General features: G+C 68.0%; 27 protein-coding genes and 1 pseudogene. 23 read left to right on the forward strand and 5 right to left on the reverse strand.

What is annotated here, in order from left to right; all coding sequences use genetic code 11:
- The first annotated feature begins 93 nt into the window (after positions 1-93).
- The 4 genes and pseudogenes from rplS (at position 94) to MJO58_RS09020 (ending at position 2,563) form a co-directional block, all read left to right on the forward strand.
- Positions 94-435 carry a 50S ribosomal protein L19 gene (gene rplS, locus MJO58_RS09005; RefSeq protein ID WP_090601171.1) on the forward strand — a complete coding sequence of 114 codons (342 nt, stop codon included), beginning with the start codon at positions 94-96 and terminating at the stop codon, positions 433-435.
- A gap of 90 nt (positions 436-525) precedes the next feature.
- Positions 526-1,422, forward strand: a complete 897-nt coding sequence (gene lepB / locus MJO58_RS09010) for a signal peptidase I (protein WP_090601172.1) — start codon at positions 526-528, stop codon at positions 1,420-1,422.
- 13 nt (positions 1,423-1,435) lie between these two features.
- Positions 1,436-2,261, forward strand: a pseudogene (locus MJO58_RS09015) (ribonuclease HII).
- Positions 2,258-2,563, forward strand: a complete 306-nt coding sequence (locus MJO58_RS09020) for a DUF2469 domain-containing protein (protein WP_007171389.1) — start codon at positions 2,258-2,260, stop codon at positions 2,561-2,563. Before MJO58_RS09015 ends, MJO58_RS09020 begins: the two are co-directional and overlap by 4 nt.
- On the opposite strand, the gene MJO58_RS09025 is transcribed toward MJO58_RS09020, so the two are convergent.
- Positions 2,564-3,337: a GAF and ANTAR domain-containing protein gene (locus MJO58_RS09025; protein WP_090608679.1), complete on the reverse strand. Its 774-nt coding sequence runs from the start codon at positions 3,335-3,337 to the stop codon at positions 2,564-2,566.
- A gap of 235 nt (positions 3,338-3,572) precedes the next feature.
- On the opposite strand from MJO58_RS09025, the gene fdhD reads away from it, so the two are divergent.
- The 7 genes from fdhD to MJO58_RS09060 all read left to right on the forward strand — a co-directional run bounded on the left by fdhD (position 3,573) and on the right by MJO58_RS09060 (position 10,675).
- Positions 3,573-4,394: a formate dehydrogenase accessory sulfurtransferase FdhD gene (fdhD, locus tag MJO58_RS09030; protein WP_239722638.1), complete on the forward strand. Its 822-nt coding sequence runs from the start codon at positions 3,573-3,575 to the stop codon at positions 4,392-4,394.
- 135 nt (positions 4,395-4,529) lie between these two features.
- Positions 4,530-4,925, forward strand: coding sequence for a YraN family protein (locus MJO58_RS09035; RefSeq protein ID WP_239722639.1), 396 nt, complete (start codon positions 4,530-4,532; stop codon positions 4,923-4,925).
- Complete coding sequence (locus MJO58_RS09040; protein ID WP_239722640.1) at positions 4,925-6,436, forward strand: YifB family Mg chelatase-like AAA ATPase; 1,512 nt, start codon at positions 4,925-4,927, stop codon at positions 6,434-6,436. The genes MJO58_RS09035 and MJO58_RS09040 overlap by 1 nt, the downstream gene beginning before the upstream one ends.
- Complete coding sequence (gene dprA, locus MJO58_RS09045; RefSeq protein ID WP_239722641.1) at positions 6,433-7,587, forward strand: DNA-processing protein DprA; 1,155 nt, start codon at positions 6,433-6,435, stop codon at positions 7,585-7,587. The genes MJO58_RS09040 and dprA overlap by 4 nt, the downstream gene beginning before the upstream one ends.
- A 103-nt stretch (positions 7,588-7,690) precedes the next feature.
- Positions 7,691-8,560, forward strand: coding sequence for a siderophore-interacting protein (locus tag MJO58_RS09050; protein ID WP_090601177.1), 870 nt, complete (start codon positions 7,691-7,693; stop codon positions 8,558-8,560).
- 24 nt (positions 8,561-8,584) lie between these two features.
- Positions 8,585-9,745 carry a lactate 2-monooxygenase gene (locus tag MJO58_RS09055; RefSeq protein ID WP_239722642.1) on the forward strand — a complete coding sequence of 387 codons (1,161 nt, stop codon included), beginning with the start codon at positions 8,585-8,587 and terminating at the stop codon, positions 9,743-9,745.
- Positions 9,746-9,778: 33 nt separating this feature from the next.
- The gene (locus tag MJO58_RS09060; protein WP_239722643.1) at positions 9,779-10,675 is read left to right on the forward strand and encodes a tyrosine recombinase XerC; all 897 of its coding nucleotides are present in this window, start codon (positions 9,779-9,781) and stop codon (positions 10,673-10,675) included.
- Here the strand turns inward: MJO58_RS09060 and MJO58_RS09065 are convergent.
- Positions 10,672-11,175, reverse strand: a complete 504-nt coding sequence (locus MJO58_RS09065; RefSeq protein ID WP_090601180.1) for a M23 family metallopeptidase — start codon at positions 11,173-11,175, stop codon at positions 10,672-10,674. The genes MJO58_RS09060 and MJO58_RS09065 overlap by 4 nt on opposite strands.
- A 307-nt stretch (positions 11,176-11,482) precedes the next feature.
- Between MJO58_RS09065 and rpsB the strand changes: the two genes are divergently transcribed.
- Genes rpsB through MJO58_RS09080 form a run of 3 tightly spaced genes read left to right on the forward strand, consistent with a single transcriptional unit; the run spans position 11,483 to position 14,636 of the window.
- Positions 11,483-12,337 carry a 30S ribosomal protein S2 gene (rpsB, locus tag MJO58_RS09070; RefSeq protein WP_090601181.1) on the forward strand — a complete coding sequence of 285 codons (855 nt, stop codon included), beginning with the start codon at positions 11,483-11,485 and terminating at the stop codon, positions 12,335-12,337.
- A 12-nt stretch (positions 12,338-12,349) separates the two neighbouring features.
- On the forward strand, positions 12,350-13,186 hold the full coding sequence (gene tsf, locus MJO58_RS09075; RefSeq protein WP_090601182.1) for a translation elongation factor Ts: 837 nt from the start codon (positions 12,350-12,352) through the stop codon (positions 13,184-13,186).
- A 31-nt stretch (positions 13,187-13,217) separates the two neighbouring features.
- Positions 13,218-14,636: an amidase gene (locus MJO58_RS09080; RefSeq protein WP_090601183.1), complete on the forward strand. Its 1,419-nt coding sequence runs from the start codon at positions 13,218-13,220 to the stop codon at positions 14,634-14,636.
- Between the two features lie 6 nt (positions 14,637-14,642).
- Here the strand turns inward: MJO58_RS09080 and MJO58_RS09085 are convergent, their stop codons facing one another.
- A complete protein-coding gene (locus MJO58_RS09085) occupies positions 14,643-15,062 on the reverse strand; it encodes a MarR family winged helix-turn-helix transcriptional regulator (protein ID WP_090601184.1) in 420 nt (139 codons plus the stop codon).
- 203 nt (positions 15,063-15,265) lie between these two features.
- Between MJO58_RS09085 and MJO58_RS09090 the strand changes: the two genes are divergently transcribed.
- From MJO58_RS09090 to MJO58_RS09100, 3 genes are all read left to right on the forward strand, one after another.
- Entirely contained in the window at positions 15,266-15,739 is a 474-nt protein-coding gene (locus MJO58_RS09090) for a DUF1942 domain-containing protein (protein WP_090601185.1), read from the forward strand.
- A 297-nt stretch (positions 15,740-16,036) separates the two neighbouring features.
- Positions 16,037-16,606 carry an MPT63 family protein gene (locus MJO58_RS09095; RefSeq protein ID WP_239722644.1) on the forward strand — a complete coding sequence of 190 codons (570 nt, stop codon included), beginning with the start codon at positions 16,037-16,039 and terminating at the stop codon, positions 16,604-16,606.
- 135 nt (positions 16,607-16,741) lie between these two features.
- Positions 16,742-17,680 carry a lysophospholipid acyltransferase family protein gene (locus MJO58_RS09100; protein WP_090601187.1) on the forward strand — a complete coding sequence of 313 codons (939 nt, stop codon included), beginning with the start codon at positions 16,742-16,744 and terminating at the stop codon, positions 17,678-17,680.
- A gap of 29 nt (positions 17,681-17,709) precedes the next feature.
- Here the strand turns inward: MJO58_RS09100 and MJO58_RS09105 are convergent, their stop codons facing one another.
- Both MJO58_RS09105 and mbp1 read right to left on the reverse strand, forming a co-directional pair.
- Complete coding sequence (locus MJO58_RS09105; RefSeq protein WP_239722645.1) at positions 17,710-18,435, reverse strand: winged helix-turn-helix domain-containing protein; 726 nt, start codon at positions 18,433-18,435, stop codon at positions 17,710-17,712.
- A 243-nt stretch (positions 18,436-18,678) separates the two neighbouring features.
- Positions 18,679-18,918, reverse strand: a complete 240-nt coding sequence (gene mbp1, locus MJO58_RS09110; protein WP_090601188.1) for a microaggregate-binding protein 1 — start codon at positions 18,916-18,918, stop codon at positions 18,679-18,681.
- 372 nt (positions 18,919-19,290) lie between these two features.
- Between mbp1 and pyrH the strand changes: the two genes are divergently transcribed.
- The 6 genes from pyrH (at position 19,291) to MJO58_RS09140 (ending at position 24,330) form a co-directional block, all read left to right on the forward strand.
- Positions 19,291-20,076: a UMP kinase gene (gene pyrH, locus MJO58_RS09115; protein ID WP_090601189.1), complete on the forward strand. Its 786-nt coding sequence runs from the start codon at positions 19,291-19,293 to the stop codon at positions 20,074-20,076.
- Between the two features lie 66 nt (positions 20,077-20,142).
- Entirely contained in the window at positions 20,143-20,700 is a 558-nt protein-coding gene (frr, locus tag MJO58_RS09120) for a ribosome recycling factor (protein WP_090608681.1), read from the forward strand.
- A gap of 22 nt (positions 20,701-20,722) precedes the next feature.
- A complete protein-coding gene (locus MJO58_RS09125) occupies positions 20,723-21,646 on the forward strand; it encodes a phosphatidate cytidylyltransferase (RefSeq protein ID WP_239722646.1) in 924 nt (307 codons plus the stop codon).
- A 32-nt stretch (positions 21,647-21,678) separates the two neighbouring features.
- Entirely contained in the window at positions 21,679-22,782 is a 1,104-nt protein-coding gene (gene rlmN, locus MJO58_RS09130; RefSeq protein WP_239722647.1) for a dual-specificity RNA methyltransferase RlmN, read from the forward strand.
- A 184-nt stretch (positions 22,783-22,966) separates the two neighbouring features.
- Positions 22,967-23,476 carry a disulfide bond-forming protein DsbE gene (gene dsbE, locus MJO58_RS09135; RefSeq protein ID WP_239722648.1) on the forward strand — a complete coding sequence of 170 codons (510 nt, stop codon included), beginning with the start codon at positions 22,967-22,969 and terminating at the stop codon, positions 23,474-23,476.
- The gene (locus tag MJO58_RS09140; protein WP_239722649.1) at positions 23,473-24,330 is read left to right on the forward strand and encodes a cytochrome c biogenesis CcdA family protein; all 858 of its coding nucleotides are present in this window, start codon (positions 23,473-23,475) and stop codon (positions 24,328-24,330) included. Before dsbE ends, MJO58_RS09140 begins: the two co-directional genes overlap by 4 nt.
- The last annotated feature ends 11 nt before the right edge of the window (positions 24,331-24,341 follow it).

Below are 24,341 nucleotides of genomic sequence, written 5' to 3' on the forward strand. Positions count from 1 at the left end.
TGCGAGATACGACCCAAAGCCCGAATCGGCTTCACGACCACCCCTGCGTGCGGGCAGTTTCCGCACGCCGCGACCTCAAGGAAGTGTCTCCACATGAACAGGCTGGACTTCGTCGATCAGGCGTCGCTGCGCGACGACATCCCGGCCTTCAGTCCGGGCGACACCATCAACGTGCACGTCAAGGTCATCGAGGGCGCCAAGGAGCGTATCCAGGTGTTCAAGGGCGTGGTGCTCCGCCGGCAGGGCGGTGGCATCCGCGAGACGTTCACCGTGCGCAAGGAGAGCTACGGCGTCGGCGTCGAGCGGACCTTCCCGGTCCACTCGCCGAACATCGACCACATCGAGGTGGCCACCCGTGGTGACGTCCGCCGCGCGAAGCTCTACTACCTGCGCGAACTCCGCGGCAAGAAGGCCAAGATCAAGGAAAAGCGCTGACCGCGCGCGTCTCGGCGATCGCAGCGGCACGCTCGTTCGGTTTCGAAGACGCTTTACAGTCACCCCCACCGCGCTGGCTACTCTGATCTCGTGACGGATTCCACGGACTCGCCCGAACCCCAGTCCGAGCCTGTTCGGTCGGAGCCGAAGGTCTCCACTCGCGTCCCAGACGCGGTCCCCCACGACGCGGCCGAGCCCACCGTCGTGCCCGAACCGGATGCGGAGTCGCGGGACTCAGACGAGCCGGAACCCAAGAAGAAGTCCGCGTTGCGCGAGCTGACGATCCTGGCGGTTACCGCGATCGTCCTCTACTACGTCATGTTGACGTTCGTGGCGCGCCCGTACCTGATCCCGTCCGAGTCCATGGAGCCCACGCTGCACGGCTGCTCGGGTTGTGTCGGCGACCGGATCATGGTCGACAAGCTCAGTTACCGCTTCGGTTCGCCGCATCCCGGCGACGTGATCGTCTTCAAGGGTCCACCGAACTGGAACACCGGATACAAGTCGATCCGGTCTCCCAACCCCGCGCTGCGCTGGCTGCAGAACACGTTGTCGTTCATCGGTTTTGTGCCCCCGGACGAGAACGATCTGGTGAAGCGGGTGATTGCGGTGGGCGGGCAGACCGTGCAGTGCCGGGCCGATACCGGGCTGACGGTCGACGGCAAGCCGCTCAAGGAGCCGTACCTCAAGCCGGCCACGATGATGGCCGACCCGTCGGTATACCCGTGCCTGGGCAGCGAATTCGGCCCGGTCACCGTCCCGGACGGACGGTTGTGGGTGATGGGTGACAACCGCACCCACTCGGCGGATTCGCGCGCCCACTGCACCAGCACTCCGACCGACGCGCTCAAAGGCATTCTGTGCACCGGGGATCCGATGTCGGGGACGGTGCCGGTGGCCAACGTCATCGGCAAGGCCAGGTTCATCGTCTGGCCGCCGACGCGATGGGGTGGCGTGGGATCGGTGAACCCGCAACAAGGCCAGTAGTCACGGCTCGGATATGACCCTGACGTGGCCGCCGCGGACGGTGATTCGCAAATCGACGGGTCTTCGCACCCTGGAATCCGCGCTGCATCGCAGCGGCCTCGGGCCGGTGGCCGGAGTGGACGAGGTCGGCCGCGGCGCGTGCGCGGGCCCACTGGTGGTGGCGGCCTGCGTATTGGGGCCCAATCGTCTGGAAAGCCTTGCTGCACTTGATGATTCGAAGAAGCTCACCGAGAAGATGCGGGAGAGGTTGTTCCCGCTGATCTGCCGCTACGCGGTGGCCTATCACGTGGTGTTCATCCCGTCGGTCGAAGTCGACCGGCGTGGGGTGCACGTCGCCAACATCGAAGGCATGCGGCGCGCGGTCGCCGGCCTGTCGGTGCGCCCCGGCTATGTGCTCAGCGACGGCTTTCGCGTGCCCGGGCTGCCGATGCCGTCGTTGCCGGTAATCGGTGGGGACGCGGCCGCGGCCTGCATCGCCGCCGCCAGCGTGCTGGCCAAGGTCAGCCGCGACCGGCTGATGGTCGCGATGGACGTCGATCACCCCGGCTACGGCTTCGCCGACCACAAGGGCTACAGCACGCCCGCGCACAGCGCGGCGCTGACCCGGCTGGGGCCCTGCGCCGAGCACCGCTATTCGTTCATCAACGTGCGTCGGGTGGCCTCGCCAACCGGGGACGGCTCCCGCACGCGGGTGGTGGCCGAATGCAAACCGGACCCTCCGGGCGAGCGTGGCGAACGCCCGTGAGGAAAGATGGATGCAGACTTCTCACCCGGCGACCGAGCCGTCGCGAACCGGAAGTCAGGAAAACAGGCAGGGAAAAGGACGTCTGAGCAGATGAGTGCCGAGGATCTCGAAAAGTACGAAACCGAGATGGAGCTCTCGCTCTACCGCGAATACAAGGACATCGTCGGCCAGTTCAGCTACGTGGTGGAAACCGAACGGCGCTTCTACCTGGCCAACAGCGTCGAGATGGTGCCCCGAAACGCCGACGGCGAGGTCTACTTCGAGCTACGGCTGTCCGACGCCTGGGTCTGGGACATGTACCGCCCCGCCCGGTTCGTCAAACAGGTGCGGGTGGTGACCTTCAAGGACGTCAACATCGAAGAAGTCGAAAAGCCCGAGCTGCGGCTCCCCGAATAGCTATTTGCCGGACGGCAACTCTTGCTCGCCGATCGACGGCAGGCCGCCGCGGCGCTCGATGACCTCGCGTGCGACGTCGGCCAACTTGATGTTCAGCGCCTGCGAATGCCGGCGCAGCAGGTCGAACGCCTCGTCCTCGGTCAGGTCGTGCAGCAGCATCAGCATGCCGACGGCCTTGCCGATTTCGCGGTTGCTGAGCAGTCCCCGTCGCAGGCTGGCGGCGTCTTCCCCCTTGCCCACCGCGTTGATGGCCACGCTGGCGAACGATGCCAGCACCGCCGCGCGTCCGGCCGACTCGGCGTCGAACATGTTGGGGGTGTCGCTGAACAGGTTGAGCGCGGCTCCCTTGCGCTTGTTGACCAGGATCCGAAACCCCATGGCGCCGCGGACCGGGGTCTCCGCGAGAAGCCTGGCCGCCAGCTTGGGCCAATGCGTCGGCGTGGTCAGGTCGGTGTCGATCTGGGGAGTCTCCTCCTCGATCGCGTCCAGACAAGGGCCGTCGCCGGCTTCCAGCTCCATCTGGTCGATTTTCTGGGCGAGCGCGTCGCTCGCGCCGACGGTGACATAACGATCGTTGTCGAGCATCAACAGGCTGGCGTGGTCGCAGCCGCGGATGGCCAGCGTCGCTGCGATGCAGATGGCAGCGTACATCTCCTTGGCGTCCGAGCCCTGATAGATGATTTCGGCGAGCGCGGCGAACACCGTCGCGGGATCGGTTTCCTCCCCGCCCGACCCGCCCGACATCGACGCGTCGGCTAGTGCTTCATCTACCATGTCGTGCTCCACTTCCGGCGCTGGTCTGACCCGCGTTCGGACCGCAATGTATCGGCCAACAACGCAAGTTCTACCCCTGTCGCCCCGTGCTCATCCAGCGGTAACCGCTGAGCCACCGTCGACAGTAAAGCAATCGCCCCCGGTCGGCGTCGAAATTGGCCTTCCGGGCGTCCGGCGGCGGGCCAATGTAGTTTGGCTTGATGAGGTTTCAGCGCTCGGCGGCGGTTTCCATCTCGTGGCCAATGTAACCGCCCGCCGGCGCGCCACGCACGTCAACGCAGGTCAGGCCGTCGTCCGGCCCGAAACCCTGGCCGTGGAGGAGCCGCTGGAGATCCGCGTCAACGGCACACCGGTCACCGTGACGATGCGGACGCCGGGTTCGGATATCGAACTTGCGCAAGGCTTTCTGCTCACCGAAGGTGTGATCGTTCGCCGCGACGACGTGCAGACCATCCGCTACTGCGCCGGTCGCGGTGCGGACGGCGCCAACACGTACAACGTGCTCGACGTGACGCTGGCCCCCGGGGTGAGTCCGCCCGATCTCGACGTGACCCGCAACTTCTATACCACCTCGTCGTGCGGGGTTTGTGGCAAGGCGTCACTGGACGCGGTCCGGGTGACCAGCCGCTTTACCCCCGGCGCGGACCCCGCTCCGGTCGCCCCGGCCACGCTCAAGGCGATGCCCGGCCAACTGCGCAGTGCGCAAAAGGTTTTCGACAGCACCGGTGGACTGCACGCTGCGGCGCTGTTCGACACCAACGGCACGATGCTGGTGGTCCGCGAGGACATCGGCAGGCACAACGCCGTCGACAAGGCGCTCGGCTGGGCGCTGGAACACGAGCGGATACCGCTGGTCGGTTCGGTGCTGTTGGTCAGCGGGCGGGCGTCGTTCGAGATCACGCAGAAGGCGGTGCTGGCCGGGATTCCCGTGCTGGCCGCGGTGTCGGCGCCGTCGTCACTGGCGGTCTCCCTGGCCGAGGAGTCCGGGGTCACGCTGATCGCGTTCCTGCGGGCGGATTCGATGAACGTCTACACCCGCGCGGACCGCATCAGCTAGCCGATTCAGCTGCGAGACAAACCGATTCCATCCGCGGTTGTGGATGGACAGCCCACTGGGGATAACCGGCCGTTATCGCGGTCCGCGGCGTCCGTCGCGGCATGCCATGTCGGGCCCGTCGGGCAGGTTGGCCACATGACGACCGCAAAGGCCTCCGAGGCCGAAAAGACGATGACCCGCATTGAGCTGGGAGCGATGGGTGAGGCTCTCGCCGTGGCATACCTGACGCGGATGGGGTTGCGCGTGGTGGACCGCAATTGGCGCTCCCGCTACGGCGAACTCGACGTGATCGCCGCCGACGACGCCACCCGCACGGTTGTGTTCGTCGAGGTCAAGACCCGTACCGGCGACGGGTATGGGGGTTTGGCACACGCGGTCACACCCCGCAAGGTCCGGCGGCTGCGCCGGCTGGCGGGGCTCTGGCTGAGCGCTCAGGACGGGCGCTGGGCGGCGGTCCGCATCGATGTGATCGGGGTCCGGGTCGGCCGGCGGCGCGCACCGGAGATCTCGCATCTGCAGGGAATCGGCTGATGGCGCTGGGACGTGCGTTCTCGGTCGCAGTGCGCGGACTCGACGGTCACATCGTCGAGATCGAGGCCGACATCACCTCGGGCCTGCCCGGCGTCCACCTCGTCGGCCTGCCCGACGCCGCGCTGCAGGAGTCGCGGGACCGGGTGCGCGCGGCCGTCACCAACTGCGGAAACAGCTGGCCGGCGGCCAGACTCACGCTCGCGCTGTCCCCGGCGACGCTGCCGAAAATGGGATCGGTTTACGACATCGCCCTCGCGGCGGCGGTGCTGTCGGCTCAGCGAAAAAACCCATGGGAACGGCTGGAGAAGACGGTGCTGTTGGGCGAGCTGTCGCTGGACGGCCGCATCCGGCCGGTGCGCGGGGTGCTGCCCGCGGTGCTGGCCGCCAAACGTGACGGGTGGCCCACGGTCGTTGTCCCGGTGGACAACCTGGCCGAGGCCAGCCTGGTCGACGGCATCGATGTCTGGGGTGCTCGCACGCTGGGGCAGCTGCAGAGCTGGCTCGGTGGGTCGGCCCGGTTGGCCGAGCGGATCAACGCGACGGCCACCGGCCCGGAGCCGGCCGGGGATCTGGCCGACGTGGTGGGACAGGCGCAGGCACGTTTCGCGGTCGAGGTGGCCGCCGCGGGCGCACATCACCTGATGCTGACCGGGCCGCCCGGTGTCGGCAAAACAATGCTGGCGCAACGCCTTCCGGGATTGCTGCCCAGCCTCACCGACAGTGAGGCCCTGGAGGTCACCGCGATTCACTCGGTGGCCGGGTTGTTGTCCGGGGACACGCCGCTGATCACCCAGCCGCCGTTCGTGGCGCCCCACCACAGTTCCAGCGTCGCCGCACTCGTCGGCGGAGGCTCGGGGATGGCCCGCCCGGGGGCCGTCAGCCGGGCGCACCGCGGTGTGCTGTTTCTCGACGAATGCGCCGAGATCAGCGTCAGCGCGCTGGAGGCATTGCGAACACCGTTGGAGGACGGCCTCATTCGTCTGGCACGTCGCGACGGGGTGGCGTGCTACCCGGCCCGGTTTCAGTTGGTGTTGGCCGCCAACCTGTGTCCGTGCGCGCCGGCCGATCCGCAGGATTGCATCTGCCCGGCCGCGACGAAACGCCGCTATCTGGGCAAGCTTTCGGGCCCCTTGCTTGATCGGGTGGACCTGCGGGTGCAGATGCATCCGGTGCGGGCCGGGGCGTTCGCCACCGTCGAGGGTGAATCCTCCGCGCGGGTGCGTGATCGGGTGGCGCGCGCCCGCGACACGGCCGCCGCGCGCTGGCGCCCGCACGGTTTCAGCACCAATGCCGAAGTGAGCGGAACGCTGTTGCGGCGAAAGTTTCGGCCCAGCAGTCAGGCCATGGATCCGCTGCGCCGGGCGGTGGAGCGTGGGCTGCTGAGCATCCGCGGGCTCGATCGCACCTTGCGCGTCGCGTGGAGCCTGGCCGACTTGGCCGGCCGGACCTCGCCCGGGCTGGACGAGGTGGCCGCCGCGCTGAGCTTCCGGCAGCTGGGACAACAACGATGACCGCGGTGTCCGACGATCCCAGCTGGCCGGCCTGGGCGTACCTGTCGCGGGTGGCCGAGCCGCCATGCCCGGAACTCGCCGCCCTGGTGCGATGCGTTGGCCCGGTCGAGGCGGCCGACCGCATCCGGCGCGGGCTGGTCAGCGAGGAGCTGGCGCGGCACACCGCGGCCAGGCGGGAAATAGACCGGGCCGCAGCTGATCTCGAGTTGCTCGTCCGCCGCGGCGGCCGATTGATCACGCCCGGCTGCCCGGAGTGGCCGCTGCTCGCATTCTCGGCTTTCGGCGGCGCCGGATCGAAACCTCGCGGTGGCCCGCCGCTGGTGTTGTGGGCGTTGGGTCCGGTGCGTCTGGACGAGATCGCCCCACGCGCGGCCGCGGTGGTGGGCACCCGTGCGGCCACCGCCTACGGCGAACAGGTGACCGCCGATCTGGCGGCGGGACTGGCCGAGCGGGATGTCGCGGTGGTCTCGGGCGGCGCCTACGGCATCGACGGTGCGGCCCATCGCGCGGCGCTGGCCAGCGACGGAATCACCGTGGCGGCGCTGGCGGGGGGCATCGACATCCCTTATCCGGCCGGGCATTCGGCGTTGCTGCATCGCATCGCCGGGCATGGACTGCTGTTCAGCGAATACCCGCCCGGCCTGCGCCCCGCCCGGCATCGGTTCCTGACCCGCAATCGTCTGGTCGCCGCAGTCGCGGGGGCCGTCGTGGTGGTGGAGGCGGGTCTGCGGAGCGGCGCCGCGAACACCGCCGCCTGGGCGCGGGCGTTGGGCCGGGTGGTGGCCGCGGTGCCCGGACCGGTCACCTCGTCGGCGTCGGCGGGGTGTCACGAGCTGCTGCGCGGCGGGGCAGAGCTGGTCACTCGGGCCGACGACATCGTCGAATTCGTCGGCCGCATCGGCGAATTTGCCGCCGAAGAGCCCCGGCCCGCGACGGCGTTGGACGGGCTGGGCGAGGCCGACCGCCGGGTGTACGAGGCGCTGCCCGGGCGAGGTGCGGCGACGGTCGACGAGATCGCCGTGTCCTGCGGGCTGATGCCCGAACAGGTGCTGGGACCGCTCGCGATCCTCGAGGTGGCCGGGCTGGCCGAGCGTGACTGCGGACAATGGCGAATCGTTCGCACCCGCGCCCGAGCCGGGAGGTGCGGATGAGGTCTAGGTATAACGGCGCATTTGCGCACCGCGGTGGCGGCCGACCTGCGGCGATGGCCCGACTCGTATAGTCGGCTGGGGCCGGGTCTGAACAGGAGGACACGTGGCAGGTCGACCACTCCAACGTTTTGAAGTCGTCGGTACCCAACAAATCGCACCGCACATGACGCGTGTGACGTTGGGGAGCAGTCAGTTCGACACCTTCGTGCCGAGCAACTTCACCGACTCCTACGTCAAGTTGGTATTCGTCGCCGACGACATCGACGTGGCGGCGTTGCCCCAGCCCCTGACCCAGGACAGCTTCGCCGTGCTGCCCCCTGAGAAGAGGCCGTCGGTCCGGACCATCACCGTTCGCAAGGTCGACGCGGCGGCCCGTCAGATCTCGCTGGACATCGTGGTGCACGGCGAACACGGCGTGGCGGGTACCTGGGCGGCCTCGGCCCAACCCGGTCAGGTGATCTATCTGATGGGTCCCGGCGGCGCCTACACCCCCGACCCTGCGGCCGATTGGCATTTGCTCGCCGGCGACGAGTCGGCGTTGCCGGCCATCGCCACCGCGCTGGAAGCGTTGCCGCCCAGTGCAATTGGCAAGGCCTTCATCGAAGTGGCCGGCCCCGACGACCAACTCGACTTGACCGCGCCGGAAGGCGTGCAGGTGAACTGGGTTTATCGCGGCGCTCGCGCGGACCTCGCCTCCGATGATCGCGCCGGCGACTTCGCGCCGCTGATCGAGGCCGTCACCACCTCCCTGTGGCTGCCCGGGCAGGTGCACGTCTTCATCCACGGTGAGGCCCAAGCCGTCATGCACAATCTGCGGCCCTACATCCGCAAAGAGCGCGGGGTGGATGCGAAATGGGCGTCGTCGATCTCCGGCTACTGGCGGCGCGGCCGCACCGAAGAGACGTTCCGGCAGTGGAAGAAGGAACTGGCCCTGCTGGAGTCCGGGGCGGAGTCGGCACGCTCGTCAGCCTGACGGCCGGCTGGCATTCTCTATTCCATGGCATTCGGCGCTTACCAGAACGAGATCTACTTCCAGGGCCTGGCCGGGGTGGTGCCCGCGCTGCCAATGGCCTTCGCGGAGTTGGAGGCCCGCGCCGAGCAGGCGATGCCGCCGTCGGTGTGGTCCTACGTCACCGGGGGCGCGGGCGACGAGCGCACCCAGCGGGCCAACCGCGAGGCGTTCGATCACTGGGGCCTGATCCCGCGCATGTTCGTCGGGGCCGCCGAGCGCGACCTGTCGGTGCAGATGTTCGGCCTGACCCTGCCGTCGCCGTTATTCATGGCGCCGATCGGCGTGATCGGCATCTGCGCTCAAGACGGCCACGGCGACCTGGCCACCGCGCGTGCGGCCGCGGCCACGGGTGTCCCGATGGTTGTTTCCACCCTGACCGCCGACCCGATGGAAGAGGTCGCCGCGCAGTTCGGTGACACCCCCGGCTTCTTCCAGCTGTACACACCGAAGGATCGCGACCTGGCCGCCAGCCTGGTGCAGCGGGCCGAAGCGGCCGGCTACCAGGCCATCATCGTCACACTCGACACCTGGATCCCCGGCTGGCGACCGCGCGACCTCAGCACGGCCAACTTCCCCCAGCTGCGCGGGCACTGCCTGAGCAACTACACCAGCGATCCCGTCTTTCGGGCCAGCCTGCAACGCCCGCCCGAAGAGGACCCGCAGGCCACCGTGCTGCAGTGGATTACGACGTTCGGAAACCCGCTGAACTGGGAAGATCTGCCCTGGCTGCGGTCGCTGACCGACCTACCGATGATCATCAAGGGCATTTGTCATCCCGACGACGCCCGCCGCGCCCGGGACGGCGGCGTCGACGGCATCTACTGCTCCACCCACGGCGGGCGGCAGGCCAACGGCGGCCTGCCCGCGCTGGATTGCCTGCCCGGCGTGATCGAGGCCGCCGACGGGCTGCCGGTGCTGTTCGACTCGGGCATCCGCAGCGGCGCCGACATCGTCAAGGCGCTGGCCATGGGCGCCACCGCCGTCGGGGTCGGTCGCCCCTACGCCTACGGTCTGGCGCTCGGCGGCGCCGACGGGATCGTGCACGTGCTGCGCAGCCTGCTGGCCGAAGCGGACCTGATCATGGCCGTCGACGGCTACCCGACCCTGAAAGATCTCACCCCGGACACGCTTCGGCGCGTCGGCTAAGGCGAGGCGGGCCGGGCCTGCGACCGTGGGGGAGTGCAGGCAATTCTCGACGAGTTCGACGAGTACCTGAATCTGCAGTGCGGCCGATCGGCGCACACCCGTCGGGCGTACCTGGGCGACCTGCGCTCGTTGTTCGCCTTCCTCGACGAGCGCGGGGTGGCGCTGGACGCGCTGAGCCTGCCGCTGCTGCGGACCTGGCTGTCCAGCGGGGCGGTGGCCGGGGCCGCGCGCACGACGCTGGCGCGTCGTACCTCGGCGGTCAAGGCGTTCACCGCGTGGGCGGCGCGGCGCGGCCTGCTGACCGTCGACCCGGCCGCGCGGCTGCAGGTGCCCAAGGCGCACCGCACGCTGCCGGCCGTGCTGCGTCAGGATCAGGCGCTCGACGCCATGGCCGCCGCGAAATCCGGTGCCCAGCAGGGAGATCCGCTGGCCCTGCGGGACCGGCTGATCGTGGAGATGTTGTACGCCACCGGGATTCGGGTGAGCGAGCTGTGCGGCCTGGACATCGACGACGTGGACACCGGTCACCGGGTGGTGCGTGTCCTGGGCAAGGGCAACAAACAGCGCACCGCGCCGTTCGGGGTGCCGGCGGCCGAGGCGCTGCGGGTGTGGCTGGCCGACGGGCGTCCCGCGCTGGCCACCGCGGATTCCGGGCCGGCGCTGCTGCTGGGCGCTCGGGGCCGCCGCCTGGATGTGCGCCAGGCCCGCACCGTCGTACACCAGACCATCGCCGCGGTGGACGGCGCGCCCGACATGGGCCCGCACGGGCTGCGGCACAGCGCGGCCACGCATCTGCTGGAAGGCGGCGCCGACCTGCGCGTCGTCCAGGAACTGCTGGGGCATTCCAGTCTGGCGACCACCCAGCTCTATACCCATGTCGCGGTGTCGCGGTTGCGGGCGGTGCACGATCAGGCCCACCCGCGCGCCTAGCCGTCGAGCGGCTTGAGCCGGACCGCGGTGGACTTCAGCAGGCCCAGCGGATCGACGTAGTCGGCGCCCGACGACGGCCCCCACATCGCGCCCCAATGCAGACAGGCGCCGCCGGCCGCCGCGGCCCGGCACTCGCCATGCCCGGCGATCAGCTCGCCGATCACCGTCTGCGCGCTCACCTGCTGACCGACTCGGACCGCGGCCCGGACCGGCTCGTAGCTGGTGTGCAATCCGCCGGGGTGAGCGAGGGCGACCACCGGCCGTCCCGCCAGCAGCCCGGCGAACACCACGGTCGCGCTGCCGGCGGCGTACACCGGCTGACCCGCGCGTCCGGCCAGGTCCACGCCGCGGTGCCCCGGCTTCCAGTTGGGCGACGGCGCGTCGAAGGCCCGCACGACCGCCGGTACCGGCCGCAGCGGCCATTCCAGCCGGACCTGGTCGGCGGCCGCCGGGATTGCGCTGATCAACGTCACACACACGATCAGCGCCGCCCACCGCACCCCATGAGTTCAGCGTGGCGTCGACGACACGGCCACCCGCGTTTGCCCAATCTGTGCACGCGGGCCGCACTGTGGACATGCGCTGGAAAAACCACCAGCTGAGTCGGTGTAAACTGCTCGTCGCAGCTCGTTTTTCGGGCTGACTTCGCGCGTCTGCCTCGCGTCTCCCGTTCCACTAGGAGTTCGCAGCGCATGCCGGGCGGTCCCAGCCGGGTTGTTTACCGGCCGGGTCCGGCATCGCAGCAGGCGCCAGGGCTTGGCCTCACCCGATGCCAGGCGACAACCGACATAAAGGAATGGCATCACCATGGCCGTCGTGACCATGAAACAGCTGCTCGACAGCGGCACCCACTTCGGGCACCAGACCCGTCGCTGGAATCCCAAGATGAAGCGGTTCATCTTCACCGACCGCAACGGCATCTACATCATCGACCTGCAGCAGACGCTGACCTTCATCGACCAGGCGTACGAGTTCGTCAAAGAGACCGTCGCCCACGGTGGCAGCGTGCTGTTCGTCGGCACCAAGAAGCAGGCGCAGGAGTCCGTCGCCGCCGAAGCGACCCGCGTCGGCATGCCGTACGTGAACCAGCGCTGGCTGGGCGGCATGCTCACCAACTTCTCCACCGTGCACAAGCGCCTGCAGCGCCTCAAGGAGCTCGAGGCGATGGAGCAGACCGGTGGCTTCGAGGGCCGCACCAAGAAGGAAATCTTGATGCTGACCCGTGAGAAGAACAAGCTGGACCGCAGCCTCGGCGGTATCCGCGACATGGCCAAGGTGCCCTCGGCGATCTGGGTCGTCGACACCAACAAGGAGCACATCGCCGTCGGTGAGGCCCGCAAGCTGGGCATCCCGGTCATCGCGATCCTGGACACCAACTGCGACCCCGACGAGGTCGACTACCCGATCCCGGGCAACGACGACGCGATCCGCTCGGCGGCGCTGCTGACCAAGGTGATCGCCTCGGCGGTCGCCGAGGGCCTGCAGGCGCGTGCCGGAGTGGGCCGCGGCGACGGCAAGCCCGAGCCTGGAGATTCGGTGTCCGCCGAGCCACTCGCCGAGTGGGAGCAGGAGCTGCTGGCTTCCGCTACTGCAGGGGCGACCGCCACAGCCACCACCGACGCCGCTGGAGCTGCAACCGAAACAACACCCGAATCTTCATAGGAAGGCTGACCATTGGCGAACTTCACCGCTGCCGACGTCAAGCGTCTTCGTGAGCTCACCGGTGCCGGCATGCTCGACTGCAAGAACGCACTGGCCGAAAGCGACGGCGACTTCGACAAGGCGGTCGAGGCACTCCGGATCAAGGGTGCCAAGGACGTCGGTAAGCGCGCCGAGCGTGCCACGGCCGAAGGTCTGGTCGCGGCCAAGGCCGGCGCGCTGATCGAGCTGAACAGCGAAACCGACTTCGTCGCCAAGAACGCCGAGTTCCAGCAGTTGGCCGACGAAATCGTCGCCGCGGCAGCCCAATCCAAGGCCACCGACATCGACGCACTCAAGGCCGCCGTCATTCCTGGGGGAGGGGCGACAACTACGGTCGAGCAGGCCGTCGCCGACCTGTCCGCCAAGATCGGCGAAAAGCTGGAACTGCGCCGGGCCGCCTTCTTCGACGGCACCGTCGAGACCTACCTGCACAAGCGTGCCGCGGACCTGCCGCCGGCCGTCGGCGTGCTGGTCGAGTACACCGGCGCCGGTGCCAAAGAAGCCGAGGCCGCGCACGCCGTCGCGCTGCAGATCGCCGCGCTCAAGGCGCGCTACCTCACTCGCGAGGACGTGCCCGAGGACGTGGTGGCCAGCGAGCGGCGCATCGCCGAGGAGACCGCGAAAGAAGAAGGCAAGCCGGAGCAGGCGCTGCCCAAGATCGTCGAGGGCCGGCTGAACGGCTTCTTCAAGGACGTCGTTCTGCTCGAGCAGCCGTCGGTGTCCGACAACAAGAAGACCGTCAAGGCGCTGCTCGACGAGGCCGGTGTCACCGTGACCCGGTTCGTCCGCTTCGAGGTAGGCCAGGCCTAGCCGACAAACCCGAGCGGCTAGCGTCAGTGCTATGCGACGCGTGCACGCTTTTGGTGACGACGCCCTCGGCGATTTCGACGCTACCGGCCTGGCCGAGGCCATCCGGGCCGGCCGGGTCGGCAGAACCGACGTGGTCGAGGCGGCGATCGCTCGCACCGAGGCGGTCAACCCTGCCCTGAATGGCTTGGCGCACAAGGCATTCGAACAGGCACGGGCGACCGCGTCGGCCAATCCCGGCGGCGGTTCTGCCCGGTTTTTCGAAGGCGTCCCGACGTTCCTCAAGGACAACGTCGACGTCGCGGGGCAGCCCACGATGCGCGGTGCGGACGCGTGGGCGCCGCGCAACGCCGTCGCCGACGGCGAGTTCACCGCGGTGTATCTGGCCACCGGGCCGACGTCGCTGGGCAAGACGCAGATGTCGGAGTTCGGGTTCAGCGCGGCCGCCGAGCATCCCCGCCTGGGGCCGGTGCGCAATCCATGGGACACCGACTACACGGCCGGGGCCTCCTCGTCGGGCTCGGGTGCCTTCGTCGCTGCCGGGGTGGTGCCGATCGCGCACGCCAACGACGGTGGTGGCTCGATTCGAATTCCGGCCGCCTGCAACGGGATTGTCGGTCTCAAGCCGTCGCGCGGCCGGCTGCCGCTGGACGCGGAGTTGCGCCGGATGCCGGTGGGGATCGTCGCCAACGGCGTGCTGAGCCGCTCCGTGCGCGACACCGCGGCGTTCTATCGGGAAGCCGAACGCCTCTGGCGCAACGCCAAGCTGGCGCCCGTCGGAGATGTCACCGGGCCCGGCCGGCAGCGGCTGCGGATCGCGGTGGCCACCGGCTCGGTGCGGCGCGAGTGCGGACCGGAAGTGCGGGAGCTGACCCTCAAGACCGCCGGGGTACTCGAAGAGTTGGGGCACCGCGTCGAACACATCGACCATCATCCGGTGCCGGACAGCTTCGTCGACGACTTCGTCTTGTACTGGGGCTTTCTCGCCCTGATGCAGGTGCGCACCGGACGGCGCGTGTTCGGCAACACATTCGACCGCACCAGGCTGGACGCCTTGACGCTGGGCCTGGAGCGCCACACCGGCCGCAACCTGCACCGGCTGCCGGCGGTGATCATGCGGCTGCGCAGAATGCGGCGGCGCAGCGCCGAGTTCTACCAAACCTATGACGCCCTGCTCACCCCGACGCTCGCCGACCTGACGCCGCGCGTCGGTCACCTGGCACCCACCGAGTACCAGCAGGTGATGGACCGGCTGATCGACTGGGTGGCGTTCACGCCGCTGCAGAACGTCACCGGGGATCCGGCGATTTCGTTGCCGCTGGCCCAATCCGCGGACGGGATGCCCGTCGGAATGATGTTCGCCGCCGACCTGGGGCAGGATGCGCTGCTGCTGGAACTGGCCTACGAACTCGAACAGGCGCGGCCGTGGGCCCGGATCCAAGCGGCTGGATAACGGGCGTCAGTCGGAGCCAAGCTTGTCCAGCATGCGCTTGAACTCGCGCTGCTGCGTCGCGGTCAGCTTGGCCAGGATGCGGTCATCGGCGTTGCGGACCGCGGCTTCCGCACGTTTCAGCAGCGTGCGCCCCTGACTGGTCAGGGTGGCCGGCAGCGCACGCCCGGAGGACACCGACGTCGGCCGTTCCACCGCCCCAACCTCTTCCAGGCTGCGCAGCACCGTGTTCATCGCCTGCGGCGTGACATTGGTACTACGGGACAGCTCGGCGCTGGACAGCCCCGGCGACATGGAAAGCATTCTCAGACAAACGAATTCGGGAAGCGTCAGGCCGAGCGGACCCAACACGGCCGAGACTTCGGGTCGCAGCACGGCTCCCACCCGGTAGAGCAGGTAGCCAAGCGGAGCATCTTCTGTCGCACCCATGTCAGCGATATTGACATATCCGGGCGGCGAGTCGGCGTAAGCGCGGCCACACGGCGGGCGATGGCGCGGCGGCGAATAGCAAGTAACAGGTGCTTGAACGTCGCTGCAATTCGATGCTCGCGCCGCGCCGCGCCGGTTTGGCGTGCGGATGTCGACGGGTATTGCCCCCGTGTGTGGGGAGACGTGAGAGCTAGGAGGTAACAATGACATTCACCACCACGACAGCGAAAGCGGCCCTGTGCGCCGCGGGAATTGCCGGGGCCAGCATCTTAATGGCGCCCACTGCCGCCGCCAACGTGCAGAACTTCGGCGCGACCGAACAGGCCGTCGATGGCCCGCTGATCACCGAGTACACGGTGACTAACCTGCGGCCGAGCGACGCGACGATACCGGGATTTGCGCCAGCGGGGAAGCTTTATCAGGCCGATGTGACGGCCAAATCGGATGCCGGAACCGTCCAGCCGCAGATTTCTCGCTTCGCGGCCAGGGCGTTCAACGGCACGCTCTATCCAGTCGTCAACAAGGGACCCGTTCCCAACGGCCTCGACCCGAGTCCGATCGATCCAGGCCAACAGACGTCCGGTGAACTGTACTTCGACGTGACCGGCCAGCAGCCGATCGGCGTGATGTACACCGACCGGGATGACGATTTCCTGGTCTGGACGCGCCACGTTTAGCCCGCTCGAACTGCGAATTCGCAACAAAGTTCCCCGCGCTATTTACGCGCGGGGAACTTCTGTTTCTGGGGTCTAACCGCGCTGTGGCATTTGGGGCTCAACTTATCCTTTGAGGTGGATGCGCATTCTGTGGCGAAATGATTTATTTGACGAGCGACGGCGTTTCGCCAGTTCAGCGCCCTGATGTTTGGGGCTGGCGGGGATTGGTTACGCCGGAATGGTGCGGTGATAACCCGTGCCGGGGGGAAATCATCGCGGGCAAAACAATGGTCGCGATTGGACTGAGAGGTATTTAGCATGAAGTTCACTTCCAATGCTGTGAAATCGGTGATCGGAGCCGCCGGTATTGCTGCTGTCAGCGCTTTCACCGCGGCGACCGCGTCCGCGGCGCCCAACATCCAGGGCTTCGGCACCAGCCAGCAGCTCGTCGCGGGGCCGCTGATCACCAACTACACGGTGAGCAACCTGCAGCCGAGCAATGTGGTGATCCCGGGCTACACGCCGAAGGGCACGCTCTACCAGGCGGACGTCACGGCCCGGTCGGATGGCGGGCTGGTCACCCCGATGGTGAACGACTTCGTCGCCCGTGGGCCTAACGGCCAGAACTACCGGGTGATCGACAAAGTCGGCGCCCCGGGCAGCCTGAACCCGGCGCCGATCCCGCAGGGCAGTGAGTCGACCGGCACGCTGTACTTCGATGTGACCGGCGCACCGCCGAACGGCGTCGTCTACAACGAGGGCACTCAGGACATCCTGATCTGGACGTCGAACGTGCAGGGTGGCTCGGAGCCGGGTGCGGCACCGAACGCCACCCCGGCACCGGGTCAGCCGCCCGCCCCGGCGCCGAACGCGCACGCGAACACCTAAGCCCGCCTTGGGCCTTGAAGAACTCCCCGCGCCACACATCGTGGCGCGGGGAGTTCTGCGTCGACACTGGATGGCCTGGGCTTTTCGCCGGTAATTCACCGAATTACCTGCGGCTCAACGGGGTACACGGCAGAAATGGGTTACACAGATCACCGGCCGGCGGCGGTGCGCGAACAAGCTCAAGAGCATGCCGAACAGGCCCGCGAGGCGATGGAAGAAAAGCGCGACCAACTCAGTGGTGGATTGAGCGGCTGGGTGGCGCAGCGCGCCGCCCGGTGGGACCTCAGCGGCCAGGACGAAGCCATGCTGCAACACCAGAAGTTCGTGTGGAATCTGTTGGTCGACTACTGGTTTCGGATGGAGATCGACGGTTGGGAGAACATCCCTGAGCAGCCGCCGGCGCTGCTGGTCGGGATTCACTCCGGCGCCCCGTTCGTCTGGGACGCCTGGACCGTCGGTCTGCAATGGTGGCGCCGCTTCGGCCCGGACCGCACGCTGCATGGCACCGCCCACGACGCGTTGATGGCGATTCCGCTCTTCGGCCGCTACTTCCGGTCGATGGGTGTGCTGCCGGCCGCCCCGGACGCCATTGCCACCGCGCTAGCCGAGGGACGAGACGTCGCGCTATGGCCTGGCGGAGAAGTGGATTCGCTGCGTCCCTGGGCCGAGCGCGATCGCGCCAATCTGGCGGGGCGCAAAGGCTTCGTGAAGATGGCGATTCGGTCCGGCGTGCCGATAGTGCCGATCGCCACGGTTGGCGGTGCGGACGCGATGCCCGTGCTGATCCGCGGTGACCGCTTGTCCAGGGCGTTGCGACTTGACCGACTGTTGCGGCTCAAGGTCTTTCCGCTGGCGGTCTCGCTGCCGTGGGGCATCGCGCCGGCCGCACTGCCGCAGCTTCCGTTGCCGGCCAAGATCAGGACGCGGTTTATGCCCCCGGTCGAGCTGGACCACGATCCCGCTCGCGCCGAGGACGATGACTACGTCGACGCAAAATACCGAGAGGTCCAAGACGCCATTCAGCGGGGAATGGACGCGCTGGCGCGCAAGCGCGCGCTACCGCTGTTTGCGTGATGATCGAAAGTGGTTCAACCGCAACGCTATCAGTGTTGGGCGCTGCCGTTGAGATGGCGGCTCGATCCCACGTCGTCGACAACCCACTGCGGATGCGGTGGCGTCACCGCCATGTAGCCCACACCGCGGACGGTGTCGACCATCGACTCGTGTTCGGGCCCTAGCTTTGCGCGCAGCCGCCGCACGTGAACATCGACGGTGCGGACGCGTCCGGTCGAGTCGTATCCCCACACCTCGTGCATCAGCCGGGTACGGCTGAACGCCCGACCGGCATGTTGCACAAGGAAATTCAGCAATTTGAACTCGGTGACCGTCAGGCTGAGATCTTTGCCGCACAGCGATCCGGCAAAACTCGCCGGGTGCAGGACGAGATCACCGAACTTCAGGTAGCCGTCCACCGTGCTGCGGCGTCGTTTGATTGCCAGGCGCAATCGCGCCTCGAGCTCGTCGGCGCCGGTGGCGGGCAACATCACGTCGTCGAGGCGCCAGTCGACGTCCACCGACGCGAAGTGCGCCGGTGCGACGACCGCCACCACCGCGACCGCGGGCGCGCGGGCCGTCAGGCCGCGACATACATTGCGAGCCGCCGCCAGATCGGTGCGCGCGTCGATAATGGCCACGTCAGCACCGTCATGATGCCCGTCGAGTTGCTCGGAGAGCGGGATGCGGCGAATTGTTTGCGTTAACGACGGCAGGGTCGGTAACGCCGATGCGAAATCGTCGGCATTGGATAGCAGTAGCACGTCCAATGACATCTCCAAACCTCAGGCCGTCGCCGCCCCCGACCGCGCCAGCACCTCGCGGGAAGTGTCCGTCAGCGCTGCGCTGAATACCCCATTCAGCACACAACTATGCCCTGTTTGGAGCCTGCGTTCGAGCGATTGCCCGTTGGAATCCGAGGTTATTGGAGATGGTTTTGCCGCCGATGGCACGACAACGGCGGCGAAAGTCGACGGGTCCGGCCCGTCAAAACGGGCCGGACCCATCCTTCAAACAGGTTATTGGTTGGCCTTCTGGCGCTCCTCGGCCACCTTGGCGGCGCCGCGTGCGGCCTCGGCTTCGGCTTCCTTCTTGGCCGCGTCGCGCTGGGCCTCGGCCTTGTCCTGCTGGGCCTCACCTTCGCGGGTGAGGTCGTCGCGACCGGCCAGTGCGCCGGCGGCTTCCTTGACCTTGCCCTTGACGTCTTCGACGACGCCCTTGACCGCTTCCGCGGGTCCAGAGTTTTCGTTGTCCGCCATGAATCAATTCCTCCTCAGTGGCGTACCAGGGATTCGCGACTGACGCGCCCGTACGAGCGGCTGACGATCGCTTCCGGCGTACGGCGTGGTCCGGCCCTGCTTCTCAAGACCGCAGATTTCCCCACCGCGTTGGTGCGGATTCCCAGGCCGTCGAGACCTCAAACATTTGACGCCGGAAGCAAAGTCGCGACGGCGCCGCACCCGAGCATGACCTGCGCCGACGGCCCTTGGCCGCGTCGTGGCTCGCCGTCCGGGCAAATATTCCACCCCGCTGGCGTCAGATTGTGCTGCGATGGGGCAGGATATGAACTGCCGTTCCGGGTGGGGTCACCGTGCGCCAGCCTGGGATGGCACTGTCATGCGAGGAGTCTGATGACGCAGCCCGAGCCCACCAGCGCTAACGGCGTGCCGAGTCCTTCATCCGACGACGGACAACCCTGCAGCCAGCCACGTGCCAAGTATTCGCGGGTGTTGCTGAAGCTTGGCGGCGAGATGTTCGGCGGCGGCCAGGTCGGGCTGGATCCCGATGTGGTGGCGCAGGTCGCCCGCCAGATCGCCGAGGTGGTCCGCGACGGCGTGCAGGTCGCCGTCGTGATCGGTGGCGGCAACTTCTTCCGGGGTGCGCAACTGCAGCAGCGCGGTATGGAGCGCACCCGCTCGGACTACATGGGGATGCTCGGCACCGTGATGAATAGCCTTGCGCTGCAAGACTTCCTGCAGAAGGAAGGCATCGACACCCGCGTTCAGACCGCGATCACGATGGGCCAGGTCGCCGAGCCCTACATCCCGCTGCGGGCCGTCCGTCATCTGGAGAAGGGCCGCGTGGTCATCTTCGGCGCCGGCATGGGGCTGCCGTACTTTTCCACCGACACCACGGCCGCGCAGCGCGCGCTGGAGATCGGCGCCGACGTGGTCTTGATGGCCAAGGCGGTCGACGGGGTGTTCACCGAGGATCCGCGGGTGAATCCCGACGCGGAGTTGCTCACCTCCATCAGCCACCGGGAAGTCATCGACCGGGGGCTGCGGGTGGCCGATGCCACCGCGTTCAGCCTGTGTATGGACAATGGCATGCCAATCCTGGTGTTCAACCTGCTGACCGACGGCAATATCGCTCGGGCGGTCGCTGGTGAGAAGATCGGAACGCTAGTCACCACTTGAGGGGAAGACGCACATGATCGGCGACTGCGACGATGCAGAGCGCAGCGATGAAGAGGAGTGGCGCAGATGATCGATGAGGCTCTCTTCGACGCTGAAGAGAAAATGGAGAAGGCCGTATCCGTGGCTCGTGACGACTTGTCAACCATCCGGACCGGCCGCGCCAATCCCGGCATGTTCTCCCGGATCGTCATCGACTACTACGGCACGACGACTCCGATCACCCAGCTGGCCAGCATCAACGTCCCGGAGGCGCGGCTTGTCGTCATCAAGCCGTACGAAGCCAGCCAGCTGCACGCGATCGAGACGGCGATTCGCAACTCCGACCTCGGGGTGAACCCCAGCAACGACGGCACCCTGATTCGGGTGGCGGTGCCGCAGCTGACCGAGGAACGCCGTCGCGAGCTGGTCAAACAGGCCAAGGGCAAGGGCGAAGACGCGAAGGTCTCGGTGCGCAACATCCGTCGCAAGTCGATGGAAGAACTGCACCGGATTCGCAAGGACGGGGAGGCCGGCGAGGATGATGTCGGCCGCGCCGAAAAGGACCTGGACAAGACCACCCAGCACTATGTCAACCAGATCGACGAGCTGGTCAAGCACAAAGAAGGCGAGCTGCTGGAGGTCTAGCGGCCGCTCAGCAACCACGTCCGTGCCAACCTCCGATGCCGGCCCAGGCACCCCGCCCGACGAGCCGGCGCGGGGCGCCAAAGACACCCTGCAGAAACCCGCCAAGAAGACGTCGAGGGCCGGACGCGACCTGCCCGCGGCGATCGCGGTCGGTGCGGCGATCGGCGGGCTGCTCGTCGCGACGCTGGTCTTCGCTCCGCGCTTCTGGGTGCTCATCGTGGCCATCGCGATTCTCGTTGCCAGCCACGAGGTGGTGCGACGGCTGCGCGAAGCCGGGTACGTCATTGCGGTCATCCCATTACTGGTCGGTGGCCAGGTCACGGTCTGGCTGACCTGGCCGTACCACGCCGCCGGCGCACTGGCCGGGTTCGCCGCCACCGTGGTGGCCTGCAATGTCTGGCGGTTGTTCATGCCGGATCCCAGCCGCAGTCCCTCACCCGCCGGCTCGTCGTCGAACTACCTGCGCGACGCTTCGGCCACCGTCTTCCTGGCCGCCTGGGTCCCGCTGTTCGCCTCCTTCGGCGTCCTGCTCGTCTATCCGCCCGACGGCGCGGGACGGGTGTTCTGCCTGATGGTTACCGTCGTCGCTTCCGACACCGGTGGATATGCCGTCGGGGCGCTCTTCGGCAAGCATCCGCTGGTCCCGTCGATCAGCCCGAAGAAGTCCTGGGAGGGATTCACCGGCTCCCTGGTCTTCGGGATTTCCGCCGCGATCCTGACCGCCACCCTCTTGGCGGGCAAACCGGCGTGGATTGGCGCGCTGCTGGGTCTCATCCTGGTGCTCAGCTGCACGCTCGGCGACCTGGTGGAATCGCAGGTGAAGCGGGACCTCGGCATCAAGGACATGGGCCGACTGCTCCCCGGCCACGGCGGCCTGATGGACCGGCTCGACGGAGTGCTGCCGTCGGCCGTCGCGGCCTGGATCGTGCTCACCTTGGTTCCCTAGGCCGCCCGCCGCTAGCCGATACTGGACAGAGCATGGCCCAACAATTGGTGTTCGAAGAGCCGCGTGCGGGAAAGCCGCCGCGGCACCTCGCCGACCTTGACGCGGCCGGCCGGGCGGCGGCCGTCGAGGAGCTCGGCTTGCCGGCGTTTCGGGCCAAGCAACTCGCGCAGCAGTACTACGGCCGGTTGATCGCGGATCCGCGGCAGATGACCGACCTGCCGGCGGCGGTGCGCGACGTGATTGCCGAGACGATGTTCCCGAATCTGCTGAGCGTCGCCCGGGAGATCACCTGCGACGCCGGGCAGACGCGAAAGACGTTGTGGCGGGCCGTCAATGACCCTGCTGGCACCATGTTTGAGTCGGTCCTGATGCGCTATCCACAGCGCAACACCGTGTGCATCTCGTCGCAGGCGGGTTGCGGCATGGCGTGTCCGTTCTGCGCGACCGGCCAGGGCGGATTGACCCGCAACCTGTCGACCGCCGAGATCACCGAACAGGTGCGTACCGCCGCGGTGGCGTTGCGCGACGAGTTCGGTGACCGGCTGTCGAACGTGGTGTTCATGGGGATGGGGGAGCCGCTGGCCAACTACGCGCGGACGGTGGCCGCGGTGCGGCGCATCACCGAGGCGCCGCCGCACGGCTTCGGCATCTCGGCCCGATCGGTGACGGTGTCGACGGTCGGCCTGGCCCCGGCGATCCGCAAGCTCGCCGACGAACGGCTGGGCGTGACGCTGGCGTTGTCGCTGCATGCCCCGGACGACGAACTGCGCGACACGCTGGTTCCGGTCAACAACCGGTGGAAGATCAGCGAGGCGCTCGACGCCGCCCGATACTACGGCGACGTGACGGGCCGGCGGGTGTCGATCGAGTACGCGCTGATTCGCGACGTCAACGACCAGCCGTGGCGCGCCGACCTGCTCGGCAAGCGACTGCACGGCGCGCTCGGGCCGCTGGCGCATGTGAACCTGATCCCGCTCAACCCGACCTCGGGCAGCGATTGGGACGCCAGCCCTAAAGACGTGGAGCGCGAGTTTGTCCGGCGAGTCCGGGCGAAAGGCGTCTCGTGCACGGTCCGAGACACCCGGGGCCGCGAGATCAGCGCCGCCTGCGGACAGCTGGCCGCCGCAGGTGGGTAGCTGGAGCGCAGGCGATTCAGGCACGGCCTGCGGACAGCTGGCCGCCGCAGGTGGGTAGCTGGAGCGCAGGCGATTCAGGCACGGCCTGCGGACAGCTGGCCGCCGCAGGTGGGTAGCCGCAGTGGTGAACCAGGAGGTCGGCTACCACGTGTTGTGAAGTAGCAGTCCAGCAAAGGGGGTTGGTATGACGATTCACTTGTTAGCGCGCTTCAAGATGTTTGCCGCGGCCATCGTGACGGGCCTGGTCGCGATTGTTCTCGTATCGGCCGCACCACGGGCACAGGCCGCCGACGACCGGCTGCAGTTCACCGGAACCACGCTGAGCGGGGCGCCGTTCAACGGTGCCAGCCTGCAGGGGAAACCGGCGGTGCTGTGGTTCTGGGCGCCGTTTTGCCCGTTCTGCAACGCCGAGGCTCCCGGAGTGGCCCAGGTCGCGGCCGCCAATCCCGGTGTCACGTTCGTCGGCATCGCCGGGCACTCCGACCCCGGCGCCGAACAGGCCTTCGTCTCCAAATACGGCCTGAACTTCATCAACCTCAACGACGCCGACGGCTCGATCTGGGCGCGTTACAACGTGCCCTGGCAGCCGGCCTACGTGTTCTACCGGGCGGACGGCAGCTCGACGTTCGTCAATAACCCCACCTCGGCGATGCCCCAGCAGGAACTGGCCGGTCGGGTGGCCGCGCTGAAGTGAACCACGGTCTCGTCGGTCTGGCATTCGCTGCCGGGTTGGTGGCCGCGGTGAACCCGTGCGGGTTCGCGATGCTGCCCGCCTACCTGCTGCTGGTGGTGCGCGGCCAGCGCAACGGAGAACGTCTCAGCCCGGCGGCCGGGGTGGGACGCGCGCTGGCTGCCACCGCCGGCATGGCGCTCGGCTTTCTGACGGTGTTCGGATTGTTCGGCGCGCTGACCATCTCGGCGGCCGCCACGGTGCAGCGATACCTACCGTACGCGACCGTCGTGATCGGCATTGTGCTTGTGGCGCTTGGGATCTGGCTGCTCTCGGGTCGCGAGCTGACCGCGCTGACGCCCCGGGCGCTGGGACCGCGGTGGGCGCCCACGGGACTGGCGGGCATGTATGGCTACGGCATCAGTTACGCGATCGCGTCGCTGTCGTGCACGATCGGGCCGTTTCTGGCGGTCACCGCCGCGGGCCTGCGCAGCGGGTCGGTCGTCACGGGCGTGTCCATCTATCTGGCCTACGTCGCGGGCCTGACGCTGGTCATCGGCGTGCTCGCCGTTGCCGCCGCGACCGCGAGCACGGCGCTGGCCGATCGGCTGCGGCGCATCATGCCGTTCGTCAACCGGATCGGCGGCGCGCTGCTGGTGCTGGTCGGGCTGTATGTCGGCTACTACGGCAGCTACGAGTTGCGGCTGCTGAACACCGCGGCGGATCCCCGGGACTCAGTGATTCTGGCGGGCGGGCGGCTACAGGGCGCGCTGGCCGGTTGGGTGCATCAGCATGGCGTCTGGCCGTGGCTGGTGGCGTTGGTCGCGCTGGTGGGCGCCGCGCTGGTGGGCGCCTGGCGCCGACACGCACGGCGCTGAGCGCGGCCGGT

The sequence above is a fragment of the Mycobacterium lentiflavum genome (assembly GCF_022374895.2).
In the GTDB taxonomy this organism is placed as follows: Bacteria; Actinomycetota; Actinomycetes; order Mycobacteriales; family Mycobacteriaceae; genus Mycobacterium; species Mycobacterium lentiflavum.

Coding starts and splice junctions, on each gene's coding strand:
- rplS (WP_090601171.1), top strand. CDS start 94: ATGAACAGGCTGGACTTCGTCGATCAGGCGTCGCTGCGCGACGACATC.
- MJO58_RS09020 (WP_007171389.1), top strand. CDS start 2,258: ATGAGTGCCGAGGATCTCGAAAAGTACGAAACCGAGATGGAGCTCTCG.
- MJO58_RS09025 (WP_090608679.1), bottom strand. CDS start 3,337: ATGGTAGATGAAGCACTAGCCGACGCGTCGATGTCGGGCGGGTCGGGC.
- MJO58_RS09035 (WP_239722639.1), top strand. CDS start 4,530: ATGACGACCGCAAAGGCCTCCGAGGCCGAAAAGACGATGACCCGCATT.
- MJO58_RS09040 (WP_239722640.1), top strand. CDS start 4,925: ATGGCGCTGGGACGTGCGTTCTCGGTCGCAGTGCGCGGACTCGACGGT.
- dprA (WP_239722641.1), top strand. CDS start 6,433: ATGACCGCGGTGTCCGACGATCCCAGCTGGCCGGCCTGGGCGTACCTG.
- MJO58_RS09055 (WP_239722642.1), top strand. CDS start 8,585: ATGGCATTCGGCGCTTACCAGAACGAGATCTACTTCCAGGGCCTGGCC.
- rpsB (WP_090601181.1), top strand. CDS start 11,483: ATGGCCGTCGTGACCATGAAACAGCTGCTCGACAGCGGCACCCACTTC.
- MJO58_RS09080 (WP_090601183.1), top strand. CDS start 13,218: ATGCGACGCGTGCACGCTTTTGGTGACGACGCCCTCGGCGATTTCGAC.
- MJO58_RS09085 (WP_090601184.1), bottom strand. CDS start 15,062: ATGGGTGCGACAGAAGATGCTCCGCTTGGCTACCTGCTCTACCGGGTG.
- MJO58_RS09090 (WP_090601185.1), top strand. CDS start 15,266: ATGACATTCACCACCACGACAGCGAAAGCGGCCCTGTGCGCCGCGGGA.
- MJO58_RS09095 (WP_239722644.1), top strand. CDS start 16,037: ATGAAGTTCACTTCCAATGCTGTGAAATCGGTGATCGGAGCCGCCGGT.
- MJO58_RS09100 (WP_090601187.1), top strand. CDS start 16,742: ATGGGTTACACAGATCACCGGCCGGCGGCGGTGCGCGAACAAGCTCAA.
- MJO58_RS09105 (WP_239722645.1), bottom strand. CDS start 18,435: ATGTCATTGGACGTGCTACTGCTATCCAATGCCGACGATTTCGCATCG.
- mbp1 (WP_090601188.1), bottom strand. CDS start 18,918: ATGGCGGACAACGAAAACTCTGGACCCGCGGAAGCGGTCAAGGGCGTC.
- pyrH (WP_090601189.1), top strand. CDS start 19,291: ATGACGCAGCCCGAGCCCACCAGCGCTAACGGCGTGCCGAGTCCTTCA.
- frr (WP_090608681.1), top strand. CDS start 20,143: ATGATCGATGAGGCTCTCTTCGACGCTGAAGAGAAAATGGAGAAGGCC.
- rlmN (WP_239722647.1), top strand. CDS start 21,679: ATGGCCCAACAATTGGTGTTCGAAGAGCCGCGTGCGGGAAAGCCGCCG.
- dsbE (WP_239722648.1), top strand. CDS start 22,967: ATGACGATTCACTTGTTAGCGCGCTTCAAGATGTTTGCCGCGGCCATC.